Source organism: Actinosynnema sp. NPDC023658 (genome assembly GCF_040639995.1).
Classification (GTDB): domain Bacteria; phylum Actinomycetota; class Actinomycetes; order Mycobacteriales; family Pseudonocardiaceae; genus Actinosynnema.
This window is the reverse complement of record NZ_JBFAAX010000010.1, coordinates 1-21,197: the sequence shown is the minus strand read 5'-3', so window position 1 is coordinate 21,197 and position 21,197 is coordinate 1. Positions and strand designations below refer to the sequence as shown.

Sequence of the window (21,197 nt, the reverse complement as noted above, 5' to 3'; positions counted from 1 at the left end):
CACGGCCCCTGCCGGTGCTCCACCGCCCCGCGCGGTCGGAGGACCAGCCGTCCCGACTGGCTGCCGATCATCGGCGGCGGAGGGCCGCGCGGGCGGTGTCGAGCGCCTGTCCGGCCCCCTCTTGCCGGCCGACCCCTCGCGGGCCTGCGCACCCGTGCCGCGATCGGGGACGCGGGGTGCGGCCGGCCGCTACGCTCGTCCGGTCCGTGCGCTGCGCCCGCGGAGCCCGCCGTGCCGGGCGTCGTCGCGGCGGTCGCGGGAGGCGGGGACCGGCCGGCGTGTCCGATCGGCTACCCCCGCCGTAGCCGGTCGGTGGCCCGTTCCGGGCTTGGCCGGACCTCCCCGCAGCCGTGATCCTCGGCGTGCCACGCGGCACAGGAGCGATGACAGGAGCCTTGGCATGACCGATCTCGCCGCTCACACCCCGGAAGCCGCGGTCGACTCGCTGGTCGAGGTGTTGCGGGGCAATGCCGAACGCGCTCCGGGTTCCACCGCGCTGCGGTTCCTGCCTCCCGGTCACGCACCCGGCGAGCGCGGCGAGGTCCTCAGCCGGGGCGAGCTCGACCTGCGGGCACGTGCCGTCGCGGCGGCCCTGCAGCGCGAAGGCGCCGCGGGCGCGCGGGTGTTGGTGCTGCTGCCGTCCGGCCCGGAGTTCCTCGTCGGCTTCGTCGGGTGCCTGTACGCGGGCGCGGTGGCCGTGCCCTGCTCGCCGGACTTCGCCAAGACCGCGCCCGGCGCGACCGACCGGTTCGTCGACGTGGCGGAGGACGCCGGGGCGACCGCGGTGCTCACCCTCGCGGAGCTCGCGCCGGCGTTGCGCGACCGGTGGGGATCCGACCGCACACCGCCCGGGACGTGGATCGACGTCGACGCCCTGGACGAGGACGACGCGCGGCTCTGGACTCCGCCCCGGACGGCGGACGACGACGTGGCGCTGCTCCAGTACACCTCGGGGTCGACCGGCCGGCCGAAGGGCGTGGCGGTCACGATCGGCAACCTCGGCGCGCAGCTGGCCAACTTCCGCGCGCTGAGCGAACTCCCGGCGGGCGGCAACGTCGTGTGCTGGATGTCGCCCCTCCACGCCCTCGGGCTCGGCCAGGTCCTGCTCGCGCAGGTGGTGGGCGGCGAGGCCGTGCTGATGACGCCGGAGGACTTCGTCGCGGACCCGTTCCGCTGGCTCGCCGCGATCTCCGCGACGCCGGGACCGGTGCTCAGCGCGGCCCCGAACTTCGCCTACGAGCGCTGCGCCGCCTCGATCGGTGAGGAGCAGCGGGCGGCGCTCGACCTGTCCGGCTGGGAGGTCGCGCTGATCGGCGGCGAGCGGGTCCAGGCGCCGACGCTGGAGCGGTTCGTCGCCGCCTTCGGCCCGGTCGGCTTCCGGCGTTCCTCCCTGTTCCCGGCGTACGGCCTCACCGAGACCATGCAGATCGTGGTGGGCAGGCGCAGGCCCGACCCGCTCGGCGTCGTGGTCGACGCCGCCGAGCTGGAGCTAGGTCGTGCCCAGCCGGTGTCGTCGGGCGACGCCGAGCGCACGCAGGAGCTCGTGGGGTGCGGCGGCGCGGGGCCGTTCGGCCGGGTGCTCGTCGTGGACGCCGGGTCCCGCGTCGAGTGCGCCGCGGGCCGGGTGGGCGAGGTCTGGGTGAGCGGGCCCGTGGTCTGCCAGGGGTACTGGAACCGGCCCGCGGAGACGGCCGAGACGTTCACCGGTGTGCTGGCGGACGGCGACGGCCCGTTCGTCCGGACCGGCGACCTCGCGTTCTTCCACGACGGCGACCTGGTGCTGTGCGGCCGGCTCAAGGAGCTGATCATCATCCGGGGCCGCAACCTGCACCCGCAGGACGTCGAGGGCACCGTCCAGCAGGTCGAGCCCGCCCTGTCGAGCCTGCCGGTCGCGGCCTTCTCGGTGGACTCCGACGAGGGCGAGCGGCTCGTCGTGGTGCAGGCGGTGGAGCCGGGCGGCGCGCTCGGCGACCCGGTCGCGCTCGCCGAGCGGATCCGGCTGGGCGTGGCGAGCGCGCACCAGGTCGAGGTGCACGAGGTCGTCCTCGTCGAACCGTCGGCGGTGCCGCGCACGCAGAGCGGGAAGATCCAGCGGCGCAGCTGCCGGGACGCCTACCTCGACGGCAGCCTCACCCCGCTGGCGACGAGCGCGGACGTGGCGCAGGCCGACGCCATCGGCTCCCGGTCGACCGTGAGCGGCCTGCTGCTCGCGCTGCCGCCGGAGGTCCGCGCGGCCGCGGTCGCCGCGGAGCTGCGCGGGCGGATCGCGGGCGTGCTCGGCGTGAGCCCGGACGCGCTGCCCGAGGACAAGTCGCTGATCGCGTCGGGCATGGACTCGATGCGCATGATCAAGCTGCGGCAGGACCTGGAGCGGGACTACGGCGTCACCGTGCCGATGTCGGAGTTCCCGCGCGCCACCGTGCACGACCTCGGCCTGGCGATCCTGCGCGGTGTCGACGGGCCGACGGGCTGACGGGCTGCGACGCCGTCCGACCACTCCGGAGGGCACGCGCACGACCTCACCGATGCCCGGGGTCGGCGCGTGCCCACACCGGCAGTGCCCGGGGGTGTACGGGCGTCAGGTCCGGCGGTTCAGGCGGCGGCCCAGTTCGGCCAGCAGCTGCTGATCGGTCAGCGCCGCCGGGTCGGGGGCGGCGTCCCGCAGGTCCGCCTCCTGGGCCGTGATGAGCTGGGCCCTCACCATCACCTCCAGCGGGCTCATGTCGAACGCCCTGGCCACCAGGCGGGCGGTGTCCAGGGACGCGCCCTTGCCCCTGCGCCACTCCGTGAAGCGGCTCCGGTCCAAACCGGTCCGCTCCGACAGGTCCGCTGTGGACATCGCCCGGTCGTCCAGTTGGCGCTGGACGAAGTCCCACCAGGGCGAGTCCGCACTCTCGTCTGTGGTCACGCCCCCATGTTACGTGCGCACGCGCAACGTTTGTTGCGCGCTCCCCCAGGTGAGCCGGCGAAGCCGCGTTGTGCGCGCACAACAATGGTTGTGTGAGCACGCCTCACCGACTGCTACGTTGTGGACACACGACCTGCGTTGGGTGCGCACAACATGAGGCGGGCCATGCCGAACACGATCAAGCTCCGCACCGATGTCTTCACCAAAGCCGCGCGGCTCGCCGGGTTCGGGTCGGACTACGCGCTGGCCAAGGCGATGGACGTCAACCGCTCCACGGTCGCGCGCGTCCTCAGCGGCGACCTCCAGCCCGGCCCGGCGTTCATCGGCGGCGCGCTGCGGGCGCTCGCGCCGATGCAGTTCCACGACCTCTTCGAGGTCGTCTCCACGCAGCGGTGATGACGGTCCGTGGTCTCCCGGTCCCGCGCACGTGTGACCGGATACGCCGAGAGTCCGCCACTTCAGCGGTAGGCGCTCTCACCCGTTTGGTTGACACTCGTGATCAAGTGACGTCGCACGGCGATGAGACCAGTGGTCCACCACCGGAACGTCGGTCCACCGACACGGGGACGCGGAAGGATGGCACGAGGTGAGCGACGAGCCACGGCACGCGGTCGCGCGGTTGCGCCAGGGCCTGCCCGCCGCCCGGCGGGAACCCGGGCACGCCTGGTTCGACGCCCACCGCGACGAGCTGCCGGCGGCGCTGCGCGACGCGCTGGGCGAACCGGAGGCCGCGATCGCGCTGTTCGCCGACGTGTGGCCGGTGGTCCCCGCCGACACCGACGAGGCCTGGTCGCGCGAGCTGCTCGACCTCGGGGCCGAACTCGCCGCCGCGCTGCCCACGTCCCTGTTGCTGGCCACCGGCTTCCGCCGCGCGGCGGAGTCGTTACGCGGGCGGGGAGCGCTCCGCCTCGCCGCCGTCGCCGGGATGCGCGAGCTGGCGATCCACCGCCTCCGCGACGACGACCCGGACGCCGCCGCACGGGCGTTGCACGACCTCGCCACGACCTACCGCGCCCAGGGCCGGCTGCACAAGGTCGTCAACTGCGCCGACGAGGTGCTGGAGCTCTACCTGCTGCACGACGACCAACCCGGCGTCGCACGGGCGTTGGCGCACCTGGGCGAGTTGATGATCGAGGCCGGCCGGTTCGACTCGGCGGTCAAGTACCTGTCCCGCGCGGACAAGGTGTTCGAGGACCTGGAGGACGTCCCGGAACGGGCGCGGTGCCTCACGCTGCTCGGCCGGGCGCTGTGGTCGGCCGGCGACCGGGCCGTCGCGCACCGCCGGTTCAACCGCGCGCTCGCGCTGCTCATCGGCACCGACGACGCGGCGGCGCAGCGCGTCCGCGACCTGGTGGCCGACCTGGAGTCAGTCCCGGAACAGGTGGACCAGGGCCACGCCGACCTGGATCAGCAGACCGGCCACGAGCCGGATCCCGGCCGGGCTTGAGCGGTGTCGCCCGGGGCACCCGGCCCGTCCGCACCTCGGGCACCGGCGGTGCCGGGATGACGGGCGGCGGCCTGGTGAAGAACCACCGCCGGAGGAACGGTCGTCGGTCGAGCGGTCGTCGGGGGGACAGGCTTCCGGGGAGCGGTCGTCGGGGAAGCGGTCGGGGGTGCTCATCGGTGTGGTCGCGTTCTTCCCGGTAGTGGCGGGTCAGGCGGTGGTGTCGGGGTTGTCGGTCAGCAGGCGGAGCACGTCCCGGCACAGGAAGACCCGGCGGTAGCCGAGGAACTCCCAGGGCACCAGGACGTCCAGGTCGACCAGGCGGGCGGTGAGGTCGGTGGCGGCCTTCGCGGTGATGCCGTAGCGGGTGCGCAACGACCGGTTGTCCACGACCGGGAAACCGATCAGCTCGGCCGCCACCAGGGGCAGCTTCCCCTTGCGCGGCAACCGGACCGCGTACTCCGCCGCCAACGCGCGCAGGTGGCCGATCAGCCGGAGCTGGGCCAGCGCCTGCTCGCGCACGGCCGTGGCGAAGAAGTCGACCCAGCGGTCCACCCGGCCGGTGTCGACGACCGCGCGGATCTCCCGCTGGTACTCGGTCAGCGCGTTGTCCAGCCACACCGACAGCGGCAGCACCTGGTCGCGCACCAACCCGCCGCGCACCATCTCCAACGTCGAGAACGTGCGTGCGACGTGCCCGTTGGCGGTGGGGAACGGTTGCAGCACCTCGAGTTGGTAGTGCGCGAGCGCGACCTTCGCGATGCGCGGCTGCTCGCACTCCTCGCGCACCCACGTCGACCACTGCTCCAGCAGCGCGACCAGGTGCGCACCGGTCGCGGTCAGCAGGTACGCCCGCTCGTCGCTGACGCCCAACCGACCGGGCGCGTCGCGCAGCACGTCGGGCCGGTGGCCGGGTTCGCCGCCGGTCATGATCGCGGCGACCTCCCCCACCAGCGCGGCGTCGACGGGTGCGCCCGCCCGGACCCGCGCGAGACCGTGGTCGCACGCCCGGAGGAACGGCGCGACCAGCTGGGACGGCGCGGCGCTGTCCGCGGGCGGCGGACCTTCCTGCGAGGCGAGCAGATCGGCCGCGAACGTCTCCCGCAGACCCACGGACACCCCGGACAGCCCCGCCGAGCTGTTCGCGTCGCGGACCTGCGTCGACCGCACCAGGGCCGAGCGCACGCCCAACCGGTCGGCGGCCTCGTCCAGCCGGCCGAGCGCGTGCTCGGCCTCCGCGCACCGGCGGTAGGTCGCCACCGGGAGCGTCAGGTCCGACGGCAGCGGCGGCGGCAGGTAGGCGCCTTCGCGCCGGAGTGGCTCGGGGATGCCGGGCAGCTCGGGCACCGGCGACCACTGCCCGTCGGGCAGGGGGCGGAAATTCATGGGCGGAAGCTTGCACCGGTGCCGATGGTTTGGCAAGGCATTCGGGATCGAAGTGAAGTCAGGACGCACATCACTACACATGTGCTCCGATAGGTCGCTTAGGCCATTCGAGTCAATACTTTGGTGGAGAGCCGCAAAAGTGCGGGGCACCACCGTCGAACAGCCCATCTGCGCTGGTCAACCGTCATTCGGGCGACACCGTACCGCGGCTGTCGAGGATTTCCATCCGCCCCCGCCACGAGCTGCGCTATTCCACCCGACCCGAACGAACCGGAAAACGATCATGCCCCGCCGTCACGTTCCGAATAGGACCACTGGTCTCACCGAACGACGATTTCATCCGAACGGGTGGCAGGCCTCCGATCCCGGCGACGCACCACCGTGGCACCACCGCGCTTGCCAGTGGTGCCAAGCTGGTGCCATAGTGGTGCCATGGACTTGACGCCATACGTCGACAACCTCCGCCGGGAGCTCGCCACGGCCGCCGAGGCGGGCGGCGAGGAGGCACGGGCACTGGCCGAACGGCTCGTCGCGCCGCTGGACTCGGCGGTGCGGTTGACGCTGCTCGAAGCCCTCTCCACGGCCGTGGACGAGATCACCCGGGACCTGGCACCGGGGTCGGTGGACGTCCGGTTGCGCGGCCGCGACCCCGAGTTCGTCGTCTCGGTGCCCGATGATGCCACCGAGAGCCAGGATGGCACCACCGAGCCGCCACCGGTGGTCTCGGAGGAGGGGTCGGTGGCGCGGATCAACCTGCGGCTGCCCGAGCACCTGAAGGGCCGGGTCGAGGAGGCCGCCGGCCGGGAGGGCATCTCCGTCAACGCCTGGCTGGTGCGGGCCGCCGCGGCCGGGCTGGGACGGGCCGACCGCGAGCCCGGCCGCACCGCCTCCCGCCAGCGCTACACCGGCTGGGTCCGCTAGCAGCGCGAACGCCGACCGAACCCGTTCAGAGGGGACAGCCATGCCTTCTTTCGCCACGCCCGCACCCATCACGCTCGCCGTCGACGTCGTCGTCGGTGACGTCCTGATCACCGCCGCCGACCGGCCCGAGACCGTGGTCACCGTCGAACCGCAGGACCCGAGCCGCGGCACCGACGTCAAGGCCGCCGAGGGCACGAAGGTCGACTTCGCCTCCGGTCGCCTCACCGTCACCGCGCCCAGGTCGCGCAGCCTCTTCGGCAAGCCCGGCGCGGTTCAGGTCGTCGTGCACCTGCCCACCGGCTCGCACGTCGACGCGCACGGCTCGCTCACCGACTTCCGCACCGAGGGCGCCTTGGGCGAGTGCCGCTTCAGCACGTCCGCGGGCGACATCCGGTTGCGGGACGTCGCCGCGCTCAAGGCGGGCACGTCCACCGGGGACGTGGTGGTCGAGCACGTCACCGGCCGGGCCGAGGTGTCGACCGGCTCCGGCGAGCTGCGCCTGGGCAGGCTCGACGGCGCCGGCACGGTCAAGAACTCCAACGGCACCACGCGGATCGGCCAGGTCACCGGCGACGTGCGGGTCAGCGGCGCCAACGGCGACATCCTCGTCGGGCACGCCGGCGGCGACGTGCGCGCCAGGACCGCCAACGGCAGCATCCGCGTCGACGAGGTCGTGCGCGGCTCGGTGGTCGTGCAGACCCAGTCCGGCGAGCTGGCGGTCGGCATCCGGGAGGGCACGGCCGCCTGGCTGGACGTGCGCTCGTCCGCCGGCCGCGTGCGCAACGAGCTGACGAGCGCCGACGCGCCCGGCGAGGCCGAGGAGCGGGTCGAGGTGCACGCGCGCACCTTCCTGGGCGACATCCTCATCCACCGCGCGTAGTCCACGACACCATCAGGGGGAGAACGACCATGTGGGACACCGACCCGCGGCAGCCCTGGCTGCGCGGAGAACGACCCGACCACGTCGTCCAGCACGACGAAGAGCTCGGCACCTGGAACGTGCACGGCTACCCGGAGGTCGCGGAGATCCTCGCGGACTGGGGCCGGTTCTCGTCCGACACGACGCGGCTGTTCCCGGCGATGGACCGGTCCGTGACCGACGGCAACATCCTCCAGCTCGACCCGCCGGAGCACCGGCAGCTGCGCCGCCTGGTCAGCCACGCCTTCACGCCCAAGGTCGTGGCCGACCTCGAACCGCGGATCACCGCGTTGACCGGGGAACTGCTCGACGACGTGGCCGAGGACGACTTCGAGCTGGTCCGCGACCTCGCCTACCCGTTACCGGTGATCGTGATCGCGGAACTGCTCGGCGTGCCGAGCAGCGACCGCGACCTGTTCAAGCTGTGGGTCGACAAGATGTTCGAGGACACCGGCCCACTCTCGCTCAACAACGACGAGGCCACGCAGCGGGAGGAGCTGCGCGACCGCGTCGAGGTCATGCGACCGCTGCTGGACTACCTGGCCGCGCACGCCGCGGACTGCCGCCGCACGCCGCGACCGGGCCTGCTCAACGACCTCGTCCGGGCCGAAGTGGACGGTGAGCGGCTGTCCGACGCCCAGGTGGTCAACTTCGCGAGCATCCTGCTGGTGGCGGGCCACCTCACCACCACCATGCTGCTCGGCAACACCGTGCTGTGCCTGGACGCGAACCCGGACCAGCTCGCGGCGGTGCGCCGGGACCGCGCGCTCATCCCGGCCGCCATCGAGGAGTCGCTGCGGTTCCTCACCCCGTTCGCGGCGGTGGCGCGGGTGACGAACGGGCCGCAGGTGATCGCGGGCGTCGAGGTGCCCGGCGACCGGATGCTGATGCTGTGGCTCGGTGCCGCCAACCGCGACCCGCGCCGGTTCGCGAACCCCGACGTCCTCGACATCACCCGCGAGCCCAACGCCCACCTCGGCTTCGGCCGCGGCGCGCACTTCTGCCTCGGCGCACCGCTGGCCCGGCTGGAGGGTCGGCTCGCGCTCGACGTCCTGCTGGACCGCTTCCCGCGGCTGCGCACGGACCCCGACCGGCGGCCGACGTTCATCGCCTCCCCCGAGCTCACCGGCGTGCAGACCCTGCCGCTGCTCACCGGCTGACCCGGGGAGCGGAGGAGACCACCGGGGCCGCCACGGCCACCGGGCGACCGGGTGGTGTTTGGCGCCGGCCGCTGCGGGTTACCTGAGGGCACGGGCGCTGTCGGAGCGCGACCCGGTCCCACGACCCCGATCGGTCGACCCTGCACGCAAGTCGAACGCATGTTCGATCCGTCCACAGCTGGGGACAACCCTGTGGACAACTCAGTTCTTCCTGGTCAGGGACTGTGCATGAGTGAGCAGTTCATCCACAGACCACTGGTCGTAGGCGTGCTGCCCGCGCTTCTCCGCGACGACCGACCCGTCCGGTGCGATCAGGAAGTCGGCGGGCAGCCCGAGCCGGCCGCCCTCCGGCTTGGGCAGCGGGCGGCGTCCGCGCAGCACCGGCCCGAGGTCGCGGACGACACCGCGCACGATCGCGCCCCACGCGCGCGGGTCGAGCAGGGAGCGGGCGGCGGACTCGACGCCGAACTCCCGGTACAGCGCCTTGTCCGGGTCTCCGACGACCGCGAAGGGCAGGTCCTCCACGTGCGGGCGCAGTTCCGCCGCGGAGGAGTGGAACACCGCCACCTCGACGACGCCGTGCGCGGCGATCTCGTCGTGCCGCTGGACGATCGACCGCAGGTGCAGGTTGCACACCGGGCAGCCGGCGAAGCGGCGGAACTGCAGGTGCACCAGGCGGTGCGGGTCGGGCACCCGCACCGCCGCACCGAGCGCCGTCTCCCACTCACGTTCGCTGATCTTCACGTCATCCCCCATCGTCGGTAAGCGTGCGCTGTACGCCTACGCACGCTATGCGCGTAGCTTGTACGCTGTCAAGCGCCATGCCACGCCCCAAGTCGCTGACCAAGACGGCCCTCGCCGCCGCCACGCTCGCCGTCCTGGACCGGGATGGCCTGTCGGCGCTGTCGATGCGCGCCGTCGCGGCGGAGCTGGGCATGGGGACGATGTCGCTCTACCGGTACGTCGCGGACCGGGACGAGCTGGAAGCCCTCGCCGTCGACCACATGATGTCCGAAGTGGACGTCGATCCGCCGAAGGCGTTGTGGGACAAGCAGATCGCGGTGCTGGTCGAACGGGTCCGCGCGGCGGTCGCCGCACACCCGAACGCGGTGCCGCTCACCATGGCGCACCGGCACCGGTGCCCGAGCCTGCTGCGCTGGGGCGAGGCCGTGCTGGCGGTGCTGACCCGGGCCGGGTTCGCCGGGGAGCAGCGGGTGATCGCGCTGCGCGCGTTGCTCGGCTACCTGATCGGTGCGACCGAGATCGAGCACCGCAGCCCGCTGTCGGGTCTGGGCACCGACGCGATGACGACCCTGGGCGAGGAGTACCCGCTGATGGCCGAGACGGCGGCCGCGGCGCGGACGATCACGCCGGACATCGAGTTCCGCCGCGGGCTGGACGTCGTGCTGAGCGGGCTGCGCAGGCCCTGAACCGGGGCTCGGCCGGGGCCGGCGCACCGGGATGTGTCCCGACGCGGGGACCGAAGCCGACCTCGATCCCCGTGCCGGAACGCGACGAACACGGAGTTGCGCTCCGAGCGTGGCGTCGACAGATCCGGCGCGGAGTCGACTCCCGCTGCGTCTCCAGGTCAGGTTCGCCGATGAGGGGGCTCTCCCACCCCCTCGGTCCCGTCCGCCACCGCGGACGCGGACGGGAAGTCCTAGTGCGCCTGCTCTTCGTCGGGCAGTTCGAGCAGTTCTTCGAGCACGTGCGTGGCGGGCCCGCGACGGCGCCACGAGAACCGGCTGGGCGACAGCACGTTCACCTCGTCGGCGGGCATCCGCATCGCGAGGGCGTCGTCCTCGGTGTGCAGGCGGACGACGTCGATGACCGCGTCGTGGGCACGCACCCCGACCACGGCCGCCAGTTCTCCCCTGGCGTCACGCGGGTGCAGGAACTGGAACCCGCGCGCGATCAACTCGCGGAGCTGGACGGTCGTCCGCGAGGAGTGGTCAGTCGACGAGGTCATCGAACTCCCCGCTCCTGGCACCGGCCACGAAGGCCGCGATCTCCGCTCGCGTGTAGACCAGCGCGGGACCTTGCGGGAACCGGGAGTTGCGCATCGCGACGTCACCGCCGTCGAGGACGGCCAGCTCGACGCAGTTGCCGATCGCGTCGCTGTAGGAGCTCTTGGTCCACGTCACGCCGGTCAGGTCGGCCGCGGACATGCCGTTGTGAACCTCGGTGGCCATCGACAACACCCTCCATGCATCTGCACGTGCATCCGGTTGTGCACGGACCGTAGCACCGGCGCGTGCACGGGTAAATGCACGTGCAGATGCGGAGCGTGAACTTCGCCCGTACGGACGACAGCTACAGCTCCGCCCGCCGCTTGGCGAGCATCTGCCGGCTGCGGTCGGGCGTCTCCGCGTCGACCGTCAACCGGTCGAAGACCCGGCTGTAGATCTCCAGCTCTTCGAGTTTGTCCAGGTAGAGCGCACCGGCGAGGTGTTCGAGGTACACGATGTCGGGCAGGTCGGGCTCACCGAACCGCAGCATCGCGAACGGCCCCTTCGCCGCGTAACCGGCCAGCGGGAACGGCACGACCTGCAGGGTGACGAGCCCGTCCTTGGTCACGCTGAGCAAGTAGTCGATCTGGTCGATGAGGATCTGACGACCGCCGACGGGCCGGTAGAGCACCGATTCGTCGATCACCGCCCACAGCTTCGGCGCACCGGGGCGGGCCAGGATCTTCTGCCGCTGCATCCGCAGCGCCACCCGCCGCCGCACCTGGGGCGTGACCAGGTCGGGCCGGCCGTGGCTGGAGATCGCCGTCGCGTAGTCCTCGGTCTGCAGCAGGCCCGGCACGAACTGCGTCTCGTAGATCAGGATGCGCGACGCCGCCTCCTCCAGGCCCACGTAGTCCTGGAACCAGTCCGGCATGAGGTCGGTGTAGCGGTTCCACCAGCCCGGTTCGTTCGACCTGCGGACCATGCCGAGGAACTTCGCCCGCGCGTCCTCGTCCTCGACGCCGTACATGGTGAGCAGGTCTTTGACGTCGCGTTCCTTCAGGCCGACGCGACCGAGCTCCATCCGGCTGATCTTCGACTCCGAGCCGCGGATGGCGTACCCCGCGTCCGCCCTGCTGATCTCGGCGGCCTCGCGCAGCCTGCGCAACTGGGCGCCGAGCACGATGCGCAGAGCGGTGGGTCCGCTCTCCCTCTCCGGCGTGGGCTCACCAGCCGCCATCGCCCGTCCTCCCGACCGTCGTGCCTGCCCCACCCGAACAGCGGTTGCGCCCGAGGAGGGCTGACTCGCATCGTCACTGAACGTACACCCTTGATCTTCCCCGGTCAGCCTGATGCGGCCCGCTGACGCAACAGGCCCATACTCTTACGCTGACCGGACTGTGACGCGGTGCACAAGAGATCACCCCCAATCCCCGTATTGCGAGGTCACCACGATGCCGGGTTCGTCCTCGGACGCCGCCGCCCCCGTCTACATCGACACGACCAAGGCCAGCATCGCCAGGGTCTACGACGCCTTCCTCAACGGCAAGGACAACTACGAGATCGACCGCGAGGTGCTGCGACGGGTGCAGCAGGTCGCCCCGGAAGCGGCCACGTTGGCCGTGGACAACCGCAGCTTCCTCATCCGCGCCACCCGGTTCGTCGCGAGCCAAACGGGTATCAACCAGTTCCTCGACTGCGGCTCGGGACTGCCCACCGCCGAGAACACCCACCAGGTAGCCCAGCGGATTAACCCGGATGCCCGAGTCGTCTACGTCGACAACGACCCAGTGGTACTGGCCCACGGTCGGGCGCTGCTGGAGGAGAACGACCGGACGCACTTCTCGGCGGCGGACATCTTCCAGCCGCAGCAGATCCTCAACGACGAGGTCGTGCGCAAGCACATCGACTTCACCGAGCCGCTGGCGCTGTTCCAGCTCGGCACGCTGCACCACTACAACGGCACCTCGCCCACGTCGGCCGAGATCATGGCGGAGTACATCGAGGCCCTGCCGTCCGGCTCGTACGTGGCGATCTCGCACTTCCTCGACCCGGAGACCGAGGAGCACTCGGCCATCGCGCGGCGGATGGAGGACACGTTCCTGCACTCCCCCATGGGCAGCGGGCGGTTCGTCACCATGCAGGAGCTGCACGAGCTGTTCCACGGCCTCGAACTGGTCGAGCCGGGGCTGGTCATCTGCGCCGACTGGTGGCCGGACGGGCCGCGCCTCAAGGAGCTCGACGCGGTGAGCTACTGCATCGCGGGCGCGGTGGGCCGCAAGCCCTGAGACCGTCCGCACGAGACGGTGGTGGACGAGGATCCCTCGCCCACCACCGGTTCCCGCGCGCCCACCGCCGGGAGCGGTCGACGCGGGGAGGGGTCAGCGCCGGAAGAAGTCGACCAGCACCGGTGCCGTCACCGCGGCCTTGACCATGTGCGTCTGTCCGGGCAGGACGGTCAGCTCGGCGTCGGGCAGCGCGCCGGCCAGGACCGCCTGGGCGTTGCGCATGTACTCCGGGCTCTTGCCGCCGGCGATCACCAGCGCGGGCACCTTCGCGCCGGACCACCGGTCGGCGGGCGGTGGCGTGCCCCGCTGGAACTCACCGACCAGCGCGAAGTCGTGCGGCAACGTGTGCGCGACGCCCTTGAGCTTCTTCCACGGCGGCAGCATTTGGAGCACGGCGACGAAGAAGCCGGGCGTGCCGACGTACCGCATGAACAGCTTGACCGCGTCACCCCGGCGGCCCTCGTCGACCGCGCGCCGCACCCGGGCCGGGAGGTCCTCGGGCATCGGCTCGTGGGTGCCGTCGACGACCATCGGGGACTCGTAGATCGCGATCCGCTCGGCCGCCACGCCCCGGTGCGCCGCCTCGGCGACCAGCGTGCCGCCGGAGGACATGCCGAACAGGTGCGCCGACCCGCCCGCCTCGTCGACGAGCGCGGCGATGTCCTCGACCTCGCGCTCCACGTCGTACGGCGTGCCGCCACCGCTTTCGCCCCGGCCGCGGCGGTCGTAGGTGTAGACGGTGAAGTGCCCGGCCAACGCCTTGGCCAGCGCGGCGGAGGGCCCGAAGGCGCGGTGGCACAGCGCGCCGTCCACGATGATCAACGCCGGTCCGGACCCGGTGCGCGTGTAGGCGATCCCGGTGTCGTCCGCGGAGACGACCCTGCCCTCGGTCATGCCAGTCCTCCCAACCAGGTCGACCAGGACCGCTCGTCGCGGTGGTCGTCGGTGAACACGTGGTGCATGGCGATCAGGCCGCCGGTGACGCCCTCGACGAAGCGGTACAGCGCGCCGTCCGTGCGGACGCCGACGGTCTGGGCGTTGGCGAAGTAGACGACGCCGTCCTCGCCGACGACGGTGACCCGGTCGCCGGTGCGGGCCGGGCGGTCGAGGCCGAGCTCGCGCCCGAGGGCCGACCACACCGCGGGCAGGTCCGCGACGGGCGGGCCGAAGGCGGTGACCGGTCGCGCGGTGCGCCCGGCGAAGTGGCGCAGGTAGGTGACGAGGGTCTGCCAGAACATCTCGCCGCCCGCCGTCATGGCCTCGAACTCGTCCTCCCAGTCGTCGCCGGGCAGGAAGCCGGTCGCCACCATGCGCAGGACGGTGCTGCCCTGCTCGCGTCCCTCGATGAGGAACTCGTAGGCGACGAACCGGCCGTCGGGCTCCTCGTCGCCGCCGTAGGCCAGGTGCTTGCCGGGTTCCCAGGCGGTGATCGCGTGGGCCGGCTGGTAGCCGCCGAAGGCCTGCCGGACGACCGCGCCCGGCTCGACCTCGTTGGCGCCCATGAACCAGGAGTCGATGCCCGGGCCGGTGGCGATGGCCTCCCAGACCTGCTCCGGCGTCACCCCGTCCAGCTCGACCTCGTTGACGCCTTCGAACGCGTGACCCATCTCGTCAGTCCTTCGGGATGCTGGGGTGGACGGCGACGACGACGCGGTGCGCGCGTCCGCCGGCCGCGGTTTCCTCGTGGTACTTCGCGACCAGGTCCGTGACGGCCGCGGCCAGCTCCTCGGCGAACGCGGCGCGGTCGGCCGCGGTGGCGAAGCGGACCTCGCCGTCGAGCGCGAAGGTGGCGACCTTCTTGTCCGCCTTGGCCGCGCCGGTGATCAGCGTGCCGACGTCGCGGACCAGCCGTGCGGCCACGGCCAGGAGCCAGCGGGCCGACAGGCGGTCGGGCGCGCGGCCCGGGTCGGGCTGGACGGCGGCCAGGGCGGTCGGTGAGATGACGTAGGAGGCGGCGGTGGCGCGCATGACCCGTTCGGTCATGTTGCCCTTGCGCCGCTCCTCGGCCAGCTCGACCAGCCCGTGCTGCTCCAGCGTGCGCAGGTGGTAGTTGACCTTCTGCCGGGGCAGCCCCACCTTGGCCGCCAGCGTGGTCGCGGAGTTCGGCTCGGCCAACTCGGCCAGCAGCCTCGCCCGCACCGGGTCCAACGACACCTCGGCCGCGGCCGGGTCCTCGATCACCGCCACTTCGTGCATGGCAGGACCCTCCCACCGACAACAACTCCTGTCAAGACAACTTCTCTTGTCAATGCGAGAGGGTTGTGCGCGGTTGGTGCGCGGGTTGTCAGCGGGCGGCGGTTGGGTTGCCGGCATGGGGAAGTTGAAGTGGTACCGGCGTCCTTGGGTGGCGCCGTTCGCGTTCGTGGTGCTGGTGTTCGTGGCGTTCTCGCTGCCGCCCTACCTGACGTTGGACCCGGCGCTGTCGCGGGTGCCGCGCCCGCCCGACCACCCGTGGCACTTCCCGGTGCTCGTGGCGCACGTCGTCTTCGGGTCGATCGCCATCCTGACCTGCGTCGTGCAGGTGTGGCCGTGGTTCCGGGCGCGGTACCCGGTGGCGCACCGGCGGGTCGGCCGCGCGTACGTGTTCGGCGGCGTGGTGCCGGCGTCGGTCACGGCCGTCGCGATCGGCTCGGTCTCGCCGTTCGGGCCGCTCAACCAGGTCGGCACGGTGCTGCTGGGCGTGCTGTGGCTCGGGTTCACCGTCGCCGGTCTCCGGATGGCCCGGCAACGCCGGTACGTCGACCACCGGCGGTGGATGATCCGCAGCTTCGCGCTCACCGCGTCGATCATGAGCAACCGGATCTGGTCGGTCGTCTGGGTGCTCGTGCTCTCGCCGCAGCTCGACACGACGTTCGGCGGCAGCGAGGTGGCACTGATCCAGGCCATCGCCGGGTTGTCCGCGTGGATGGGGTGGGTGGTGCCGTTCCTGCTGGCCGAGTGGTGGCTGGAGCGCGGCGACGCCCGCAAGCGCCGCGACCGCCGCGCGCAGGCCTCAGATCGGCAGCCGGTAGGCGTCTGACCCCTGCTCGAAGTCGAGCAGCTGACGCTTGCGCTCCAGCCCGCCGCCGTACCCGGTGAGGTCGCCGTTCGCGCCGACGACCCGGTGGCACGGCACGATGATCCCGATCGGGTTGCGGCCGTTGGCCAGCCCGACCGCCCGCGCGGCCGACGGGCGGCCCAACCGCTGGGCCAGCTCCCCGTACGTCACGGTCCCGCCGTACGGGATCTCGCCCAACGCCCGCCAGACGGTGCGCTGGAACGGCGTGCCGAGCGGGTCGAGCGGCAGGTCGAACGCCGTCCGCGTGCCGTCGAAGTACTCGGCCAGCTGCGCGATCACGTCCCCGAACGGCGCGGGGTCCTCGGGGCCGAACGACTCGTCGGCCGGCCGGTGCCGCTGCTCGGTCATGTACAGGCCGGACAGCGCGCCGTCGTGCGCGACCAGCGTCAGCGGGCCGACGGGGCTGTCGACGGTGGTGTGGCTCATCGCCGGACGTCCTTTCAGGCGGGCAGCCGGTTGACCGCGTGGTCACCGGTGGCCCAGAGGTATTGGACGGCGTACGCCCGCCACGGGCGCCACGCCTGGGCTCGCCGCACGAGGGCGGCGGGGGTGTCGGGCAGGCCGAGGGCGCGGGCCGCCGCGCGGATGCCGAGGTCGGTGGGGATGAACGCGTCGGGGTCGCCCAGCGCGCGCATGGCGATCACCTCCACCGTCCACGGCCCGAAGCCGGGCAGCGCCAGCAGGTCGGCGCGCGCCTTCTCCCAGTCCGCGCCGACGCCGAGGTCGAGCGAGCCGTCGGCCAGCGCCTCGACCAGCGCGCGGAACGCGGTCTTGCGGGACTGCGGCATCGCCAGCACCGCGGGGTCGAGCTCGGCCAACGCCCCGGGCGTCGGGAACAGGTGGGTCAGGCCGTCGTCCGTGATCGGTTCACCCGCGGCGCGCACCAGCCGGGCGGCGTGCGTGCGGGCGGCGGCCGTGGACACCTGCTGCCCGAGCACGGCGCGCACCGCGAACTCGGCGGCGTCCACGGTGCCCGGCACGCGCCGCCCCGGTGCCGCGTCGACCACCGGCGCGAGCAGCGGGTCCGAGCGCAGCTGCTCGTCCACCGCGACGGGGTCGGCGTCGAGGTCGAGCATCCGGCGGCAGCGGGCGATCGCGATCGACAGGTCCCGCAGGTCGCTCAACGCCAGCCTGCACGCCACGTGGTCGGCCTGGGGCGTCAGCGACACCACCCCGGGCCCGTGCGGCAGGCGGAGCGTGCGCCGGTACGCGCCGTCGCGCCACTCCTCCACCCCCGGCACGCCGGTCGCCGCGAGGTGGCCGAACAGGTTGTCCGGGCACAGCGGCGCGCGGAACGGCAGCCGCAGCGACAGCACGCCGGGCGTGTCGTGGACCGGGCGCCTGCGGGTGCGCAGGTCGGTGGGCGACAGCGCGAACACCTCGCGCACCGTCTCGTTGAACGCGCGGACGCTGGCGAACCCGGCGGCCAGGGCCACCTCCGCCATCGGCAGCGCGGTCGTCTCGATGAGCAGCCGGGCGGTCTGCGCCCGCTGCGCCCTGGCCAGTGCCAGCGGTCCCGCGCCGAGCTCGGCCAGCAGCAGCCGTTCGACCTGCCGGACGCTGTAGCCGAGGCGGGCGGCCAGTCCCGGCACGCCCTCGCGGTCCACCACGCCGTCGCCGATCATCCGCATCGCCTTGGCCACCGAGTCCGCGCGGTGGTTCCACAGAGGAGATCCCGGCGACGCGTCCGGGCGACATCTCTTGCACGCCCGGAATCCCGCTTGTTGCGCGGCCGCCGCACTGGGGTAGAACCGCATGTTCCCGACCTTGGGCGGGGTGACGGGACAACTCGGTCGACAATAGATCCGGGTGGTCACGACGGCGGTGAAGAACCACCCGTCGAACCGGGCGTCTTTCGACCGCACGGCTCGGGCACAACGTTCCGCGTCTTCGTGCACGGCACCAGCATCGGTCAAAGCCGGGCCCGTCGGCCGGCGGAAATGCGACAGGGATGGAAGGGGTGCCGGACCGGCCGCGCCGCACTCCTCGGTGCGACGCGCCCGCGGGGCCGCCACGGCCCCGGGTCCGACACCGCTAGCCGTGCGCCGGGGCGGCGAGCCGGGCCAACTGGTCCAGTCCCACCTCGGCCCGGTCGCGGCCGTGGGCGTCCAGCACCGTCCTCAGGATCGGGCAGACCCGTGCTTCACCGGGGAAGCCCCGGTCCTCACGGGCCGTGACCGGCGGACGGGTGGTCCGCTCCGGGTCAACTCCGTTCGGCATGGCAGGTCGCCGCACCGTTCCACCGACCGGGTCGGTTCGGTGCACAGCGCTGAGAAGACCCCCAGGACCCCTCAGCGACGAACGAGCTGCCACTCGCGGTAGTTGCCTGCGAAACCACTTCGACCGGTCCCTTCGCACAACCTGATGACGTCACCGGAACGTCTCGATGAGCTTGTCAGCGCAAGTCGTTAGGGTGGACCGACAAGGGCTCCACCGGTCGGCAAACGACCTGTTCACGCGCTCACATCCGGTTTTCCGGTCCGGAACTCCGGACCTCTAGGAGGCACGCCGCGGATGGCTGGTTCCGGTCAGGGGTCGGGTCCCCGTGCCGTGTTCGCGGAGCGGTTCGCGCTGCTCTACGCCGAGGCGGGCGATCCGCCCCTGAAGAAGGTGACCGAGTCCGTGGGGCGCGCGCGGCGCACCGACGAGCGCGGCCGGCCGGTGCGGGCGACCGCGCAGCGGGTCAGCGACTGGCGTCGGGGGCGCAACGTGCCGGCCCGTTTTTCGGCACTCTCGGTAGTCCTCGAGGTCCTCATCGGCGAGGCGCGCAAGACGCGCCCGCAGCCGCCGGCGGCCGGGTTGTACGACCTGGACGCGTGGCGGGCGCTGTGGGAGGAGGCGTTGGCGAGCCCGGTGTCGGCGCCCGACGACGAGGACCCGCCGAGCTCCGACGAGATCGGCGTGTGCCCGTACCGCGGCTTGGCCGCGTTCCAGCCGGAGGATTCCAGTTGGTTCTTCGGCCGGGAACGCAGCACGGCCGCGCTGGTGTCCCGGTTGGGCAGTGCGGCGGAAACCGGCGGAATCGTGATGCTGGTCGGCGCATCGGGTGCCGGTAAATCGTCACTGGTGCGCGCGGGCGTCATTCCGTCCATTCGCGACGGGGCATTGGCGGTGCCCGGTTCGACGAATTGGCCGGCGGTGGTCATCACGCCGGGCGCCGATCCGGTGAAGGAATTGGTGCGGCAGGTACCGGAATTGGCCGGCGTGCTCGACATGGCGCTCACGCTGGACGGGATGGACCAGGACCTGGTGGCCTCCGGGCACGGCCCGGACACGTTCCTGGGGCAGACGCTGATGGGCGTGCTTCGGTTCGCCTCGCAGATCCGGGCGGCGTTCGCGGCCCACGCGGCCCGGCACGGCGGCGAGCGGGTGCTGGTCGTGGTGGACCAGTTCGAGGAGGCGTTCACGCTGTCCTCGGACGAGAGCCGGGTGCAGGTGTTCGTGCAGGCGCTGCACGTGGCGTGCACGCCCGCGGTGCCGGGCGGCCGGGCGCCCGCGGTGGTGCTGGTGGGCGTGCGGGCCGACTTCTACGGCCGCTGCCTGGCGTTCCCGGAGCTGGCCGACGCGTTGCAGGACCGGCAGATGGTGCTCGGTCCGATGACGTCGGCGGAGCTGCGGGAGGCGGTGTCGCGGCCCGCGAAGGCGGCGGGGCTGCAACTGGAGCCGGGGCTGATCGAGCTGATGCTGCGCGACCTGGGCGTGCGCAGCGGCCGGGCGCAGGCCAGGGGCGGTCAGGGCGCGTACGACGCGGGCGCGCTGCCGCTGCTGTCGCACGCCCTGCTGGCCACCTGGCAGCGCAGGCAGGCGGGCAAGCTGACCATCGCGGGCTACCGCTCGGCGGGCGGCATCCAGGGCGCGGTCGCGGCCACCGCCGAACGGGCGTGGGCCGACCTCGCGCCGGAGGCCCAGCAGGCCGCGCGGCCGTTGCTGCTGCGGCTGGTGCGCGTCGGCGAGGACACCCAGGACACGCGCCGCCGCTCGACCCGGCACGAGCTGGTCGAGCAGGCCGCCGACCGGGCCGCGGGCGAGGAGGCGCTGGAGGTGCTGGCGCGGGCCCGCCTGGTCACGCTGGACGCGGGTTCGGTGGAGATCACGCACGAGGCGCTGCTCCAGGCGTGGCCCCGGTTGCGCAGCTGGATCGACCAGGACCGCGAGGGCCAGCTCCTGCGGCAGCGGCTGGAGGAGGACGCGGTCACGTGGGCCGCCCAGGACCGCGACTCGTCGCTGCTCTACCGGGGTGCGCGGCTGGAGACCGCGCGGCACTGGGCGGACGCGGCGGGCCACGAGGGCCTGACCGGCACCGCCCAGGACTTCCTCGCCGTGTCGATGCAGTACCGCAGGCGTGCCGCGTGGGGCAGACGCGCGGCGGTGGCGTGCGTGGTCGTGCTCGCGCTCATCGCCGCCACCGCCGCGGTCGTGGCCGTGCGGCAGCGCGACGACGCGGTGTTCCGGCAGGTGGTGGCGGAGGCGGACCGGTTGCTGGAGTCCGACCCGTCGCTGTCGGCGGAGCTCGCGCTGGTCGCGCACCGGATGCGGCCCGACGACCGGGACGTGCAGACCCGGTTGCTGTCCACCCAGACCACGCCGCTGGCGGTGCCGCTGGCCGGGCACACCGGGCCGGTGTACCTGACCTCCTACTCGCCCGACGGGAAGTTCCTGGCCACCGCGAGCTTCGACCAGACCGTGCGGCTGTGGGACCTGCGCGACCCGGACGACCCGAAGCCGCTCGGCTCGCCGCTGACCGGCCACCGCAGCTGGGTCACCTCGGCCGTGTTCAGCCCGGACGGCCGCACGCTGGCCACCGCCGGCAACGACACGAGCGTGCGGCTGTGGGACGTCAGCGACCCGGAGCGCCCGCGGTCCCTGGGCGAGCCGCTGATGGGCGGCAACGGCACCGTCTACCTGCTCGCGTTCACCCCCGACTCGCGGACCCTGGCCACCGCCAACGGCGACCACACCGCCCGGCTGTGGGACGTGAGCGACCCGGCCGCGCCGCACCCGCTGGGTGAACCGCTCGGCCTGCACTCCGGCCAGGTGCGGGCGGTGGCGTTCAGCCACGACGGCACGCTGCTGGCCACCGGCGGCGACGACCGGACCGTGGTGCTGTTCGACGTGCGCGACCGCGCCCACCCCCGGCCGGTGGGCGAGCCGGTCACCGGGTTCG

22 protein-coding genes are annotated in these 21,197 nt (G+C 72.8%); 10 read left to right on the top strand and 12 right to left on the bottom strand.

Translation table 11 applies throughout. The annotated features are described in order from the left end of the window. Nucleotides 1–400 precede the first annotated feature (400 nt). Nucleotides 401–2,473: an AMP-binding protein gene (locus AB0G02_RS02755; RefSeq protein ID WP_360788308.1), complete on the top strand. Its 2,073-nt coding sequence runs from the start codon at nucleotides 401–403 to the stop codon at nucleotides 2,471–2,473. A gap of 105 nt (nucleotides 2,474–2,578) precedes the next feature. Here AB0G02_RS02755 and AB0G02_RS02750 read toward each other — a convergent pair whose 3' ends face one another. Continuing rightward, on the bottom strand, nucleotides 2,579–2,908 hold the full coding sequence (locus AB0G02_RS02750) for a helix-turn-helix transcriptional regulator (protein WP_360788305.1): 330 nt from the start codon (nucleotides 2,906–2,908) through the stop codon (nucleotides 2,579–2,581). A gap of 165 nt (nucleotides 2,909–3,073) precedes the next feature. Between AB0G02_RS02750 and AB0G02_RS02745 the strand changes: the two genes are divergently transcribed. Together AB0G02_RS02745 and AB0G02_RS02740 are read left to right on the top strand one after the other, a co-directional pair. Then, entirely contained in the window at nucleotides 3,074–3,304 is a 231-nt protein-coding gene (locus AB0G02_RS02745; protein WP_360788302.1) for a transcriptional regulator, read from the top strand. Nucleotides 3,305–3,494: 190 nt separating this feature from the next. Beyond that, on the top strand, nucleotides 3,495–4,355 hold the full coding sequence (locus AB0G02_RS02740; protein WP_360788299.1) for a tetratricopeptide repeat protein: 861 nt from the start codon (nucleotides 3,495–3,497) through the stop codon (nucleotides 4,353–4,355). A gap of 207 nt (nucleotides 4,356–4,562) precedes the next feature. Here the strand turns inward: AB0G02_RS02740 and AB0G02_RS02735 are convergent, their stop codons facing one another. Further along, a complete protein-coding gene (locus tag AB0G02_RS02735) occupies nucleotides 4,563–5,738 on the bottom strand; it encodes a hypothetical protein (RefSeq protein WP_360788296.1) in 1,176 nt (391 codons plus the stop codon). 432 nt (nucleotides 5,739–6,170) lie between these two features. Between AB0G02_RS02735 and AB0G02_RS02730 the strand changes: the two genes are divergently transcribed. From AB0G02_RS02730 to AB0G02_RS02720, 3 genes are read left to right on the top strand one after another with little or no spacing between them, the layout of a single operon-like run. Continuing rightward, the gene (locus AB0G02_RS02730) at nucleotides 6,171–6,659 is read left to right on the top strand and encodes a toxin-antitoxin system HicB family antitoxin (RefSeq protein ID WP_360788293.1); all 489 of its coding nucleotides are present in this window, start codon (nucleotides 6,171–6,173) and stop codon (nucleotides 6,657–6,659) included. 40 nt (nucleotides 6,660–6,699) lie between these two features. Further along, on the top strand, nucleotides 6,700–7,539 hold the full coding sequence (locus tag AB0G02_RS02725; RefSeq protein WP_360788290.1) for a DUF4097 family beta strand repeat-containing protein: 840 nt from the start codon (nucleotides 6,700–6,702) through the stop codon (nucleotides 7,537–7,539). A gap of 29 nt (nucleotides 7,540–7,568) precedes the next feature. Further along, a complete protein-coding gene (locus AB0G02_RS02720; RefSeq protein WP_360788288.1) occupies nucleotides 7,569–8,738 on the top strand; it encodes a cytochrome P450 in 1,170 nt (389 codons plus the stop codon). 201 nt (nucleotides 8,739–8,939) lie between these two features. Here the strand turns inward: AB0G02_RS02720 and AB0G02_RS02715 are convergent, their stop codons facing one another. Continuing rightward, the gene (locus AB0G02_RS02715) at nucleotides 8,940–9,494 is read right to left on the bottom strand and encodes a peroxiredoxin-like family protein (RefSeq protein ID WP_360788285.1); all 555 of its coding nucleotides are present in this window, start codon (nucleotides 9,492–9,494) and stop codon (nucleotides 8,940–8,942) included. A gap of 65 nt (nucleotides 9,495–9,559) precedes the next feature. On the opposite strand from AB0G02_RS02715, the gene AB0G02_RS02710 reads away from it, so the two are divergent. After that, on the top strand, nucleotides 9,560–10,168 hold the full coding sequence (locus AB0G02_RS02710) for a TetR/AcrR family transcriptional regulator C-terminal domain-containing protein (RefSeq protein ID WP_360788282.1): 609 nt from the start codon (nucleotides 9,560–9,562) through the stop codon (nucleotides 10,166–10,168). Between the two features lie 230 nt (nucleotides 10,169–10,398). On the opposite strand, the gene AB0G02_RS02705 is transcribed toward AB0G02_RS02710, so the two are convergent. The 3 genes from AB0G02_RS02705 to AB0G02_RS02695 form a co-directional block, all read right to left on the bottom strand. Further along, nucleotides 10,399–10,707 carry a hypothetical protein gene (locus AB0G02_RS02705; protein WP_360788279.1) on the bottom strand — a complete coding sequence of 103 codons (309 nt, stop codon included), beginning with the start codon at nucleotides 10,705–10,707 and terminating at the stop codon, nucleotides 10,399–10,401. Beyond that, entirely contained in the window at nucleotides 10,691–10,930 is a 240-nt protein-coding gene (locus AB0G02_RS02700; protein WP_360788276.1) for a DUF397 domain-containing protein, read from the bottom strand. The genes AB0G02_RS02705 and AB0G02_RS02700 overlap by 17 nt, the downstream gene beginning before the upstream one ends. A 121-nt stretch (nucleotides 10,931–11,051) precedes the next feature. After that, a complete protein-coding gene (locus tag AB0G02_RS02695) occupies nucleotides 11,052–11,927 on the bottom strand; it encodes a helix-turn-helix transcriptional regulator (RefSeq protein WP_360788274.1) in 876 nt (291 codons plus the stop codon). A gap of 214 nt (nucleotides 11,928–12,141) precedes the next feature. On the opposite strand from AB0G02_RS02695, the gene AB0G02_RS02690 reads away from it, so the two are divergent. Next, nucleotides 12,142–12,975 carry an SAM-dependent methyltransferase gene (locus tag AB0G02_RS02690; protein ID WP_360788271.1) on the top strand — a complete coding sequence of 278 codons (834 nt, stop codon included), beginning with the start codon at nucleotides 12,142–12,144 and terminating at the stop codon, nucleotides 12,973–12,975. 93 nt (nucleotides 12,976–13,068) lie between these two features. Here the strand turns inward: AB0G02_RS02690 and AB0G02_RS02685 are convergent, their stop codons facing one another. The 3 genes from AB0G02_RS02685 to AB0G02_RS02675 are packed head-to-tail and all read right to left on the bottom strand — an operon-like array spanning nucleotide 13,069 to nucleotide 15,171. Continuing rightward, nucleotides 13,069–13,869: an alpha/beta hydrolase gene (locus AB0G02_RS02685; RefSeq protein WP_360788268.1), complete on the bottom strand. Its 801-nt coding sequence runs from the start codon at nucleotides 13,867–13,869 to the stop codon at nucleotides 13,069–13,071. Then, nucleotides 13,866–14,582, bottom strand: coding sequence for an SRPBCC domain-containing protein (locus AB0G02_RS02680; RefSeq protein WP_360788265.1), 717 nt, complete (start codon nucleotides 14,580–14,582; stop codon nucleotides 13,866–13,868). The genes AB0G02_RS02685 and AB0G02_RS02680 overlap by 4 nt, the downstream gene beginning before the upstream one ends. A 4-nt stretch (nucleotides 14,583–14,586) precedes the next feature. Next, the gene (locus AB0G02_RS02675) at nucleotides 14,587–15,171 is read right to left on the bottom strand and encodes a helix-turn-helix domain-containing protein (protein ID WP_360788262.1); all 585 of its coding nucleotides are present in this window, start codon (nucleotides 15,169–15,171) and stop codon (nucleotides 14,587–14,589) included. Between the two features lie 115 nt (nucleotides 15,172–15,286). On the opposite strand from AB0G02_RS02675, the gene AB0G02_RS02670 reads away from it, so the two are divergent. Next, the gene (locus tag AB0G02_RS02670) at nucleotides 15,287–15,994 is read left to right on the top strand and encodes a DUF2306 domain-containing protein (RefSeq protein ID WP_360788259.1); all 708 of its coding nucleotides are present in this window, start codon (nucleotides 15,287–15,289) and stop codon (nucleotides 15,992–15,994) included. On the opposite strand, the gene AB0G02_RS02665 is transcribed toward AB0G02_RS02670, so the two are convergent. From AB0G02_RS02665 to AB0G02_RS02655, 3 genes are all read right to left on the bottom strand, one after another. After that, nucleotides 15,968–16,459, bottom strand: coding sequence for a methylated-DNA--[protein]-cysteine S-methyltransferase (locus AB0G02_RS02665; RefSeq protein WP_360788256.1), 492 nt, complete (start codon nucleotides 16,457–16,459; stop codon nucleotides 15,968–15,970). The two genes, AB0G02_RS02670 and AB0G02_RS02665, sit on opposite strands and share 27 nt — an antisense overlap. Before the next feature lie 14 nt (nucleotides 16,460–16,473). Continuing rightward, nucleotides 16,474–17,931 (bottom strand): AlkA N-terminal domain-containing protein, encoded by a 1,458-nt coding sequence (locus AB0G02_RS02660; RefSeq protein WP_360788254.1) that lies wholly within the window; start codon nucleotides 17,929–17,931, stop codon nucleotides 16,474–16,476. A 136-nt stretch (nucleotides 17,932–18,067) separates the two neighbouring features. After that, a complete protein-coding gene (locus tag AB0G02_RS02655) occupies nucleotides 18,068–18,253 on the bottom strand; it encodes a hypothetical protein (protein ID WP_360788251.1) in 186 nt (61 codons plus the stop codon). Between the two features lie 294 nt (nucleotides 18,254–18,547). On the opposite strand from AB0G02_RS02655, the gene AB0G02_RS02650 reads away from it, so the two are divergent. Then, nucleotides 18,548–21,197: WD40 repeat domain-containing protein (locus AB0G02_RS02650; protein ID WP_360788248.1), on the top strand; the 2,650-nt coding region annotated here is incomplete at its 3' end.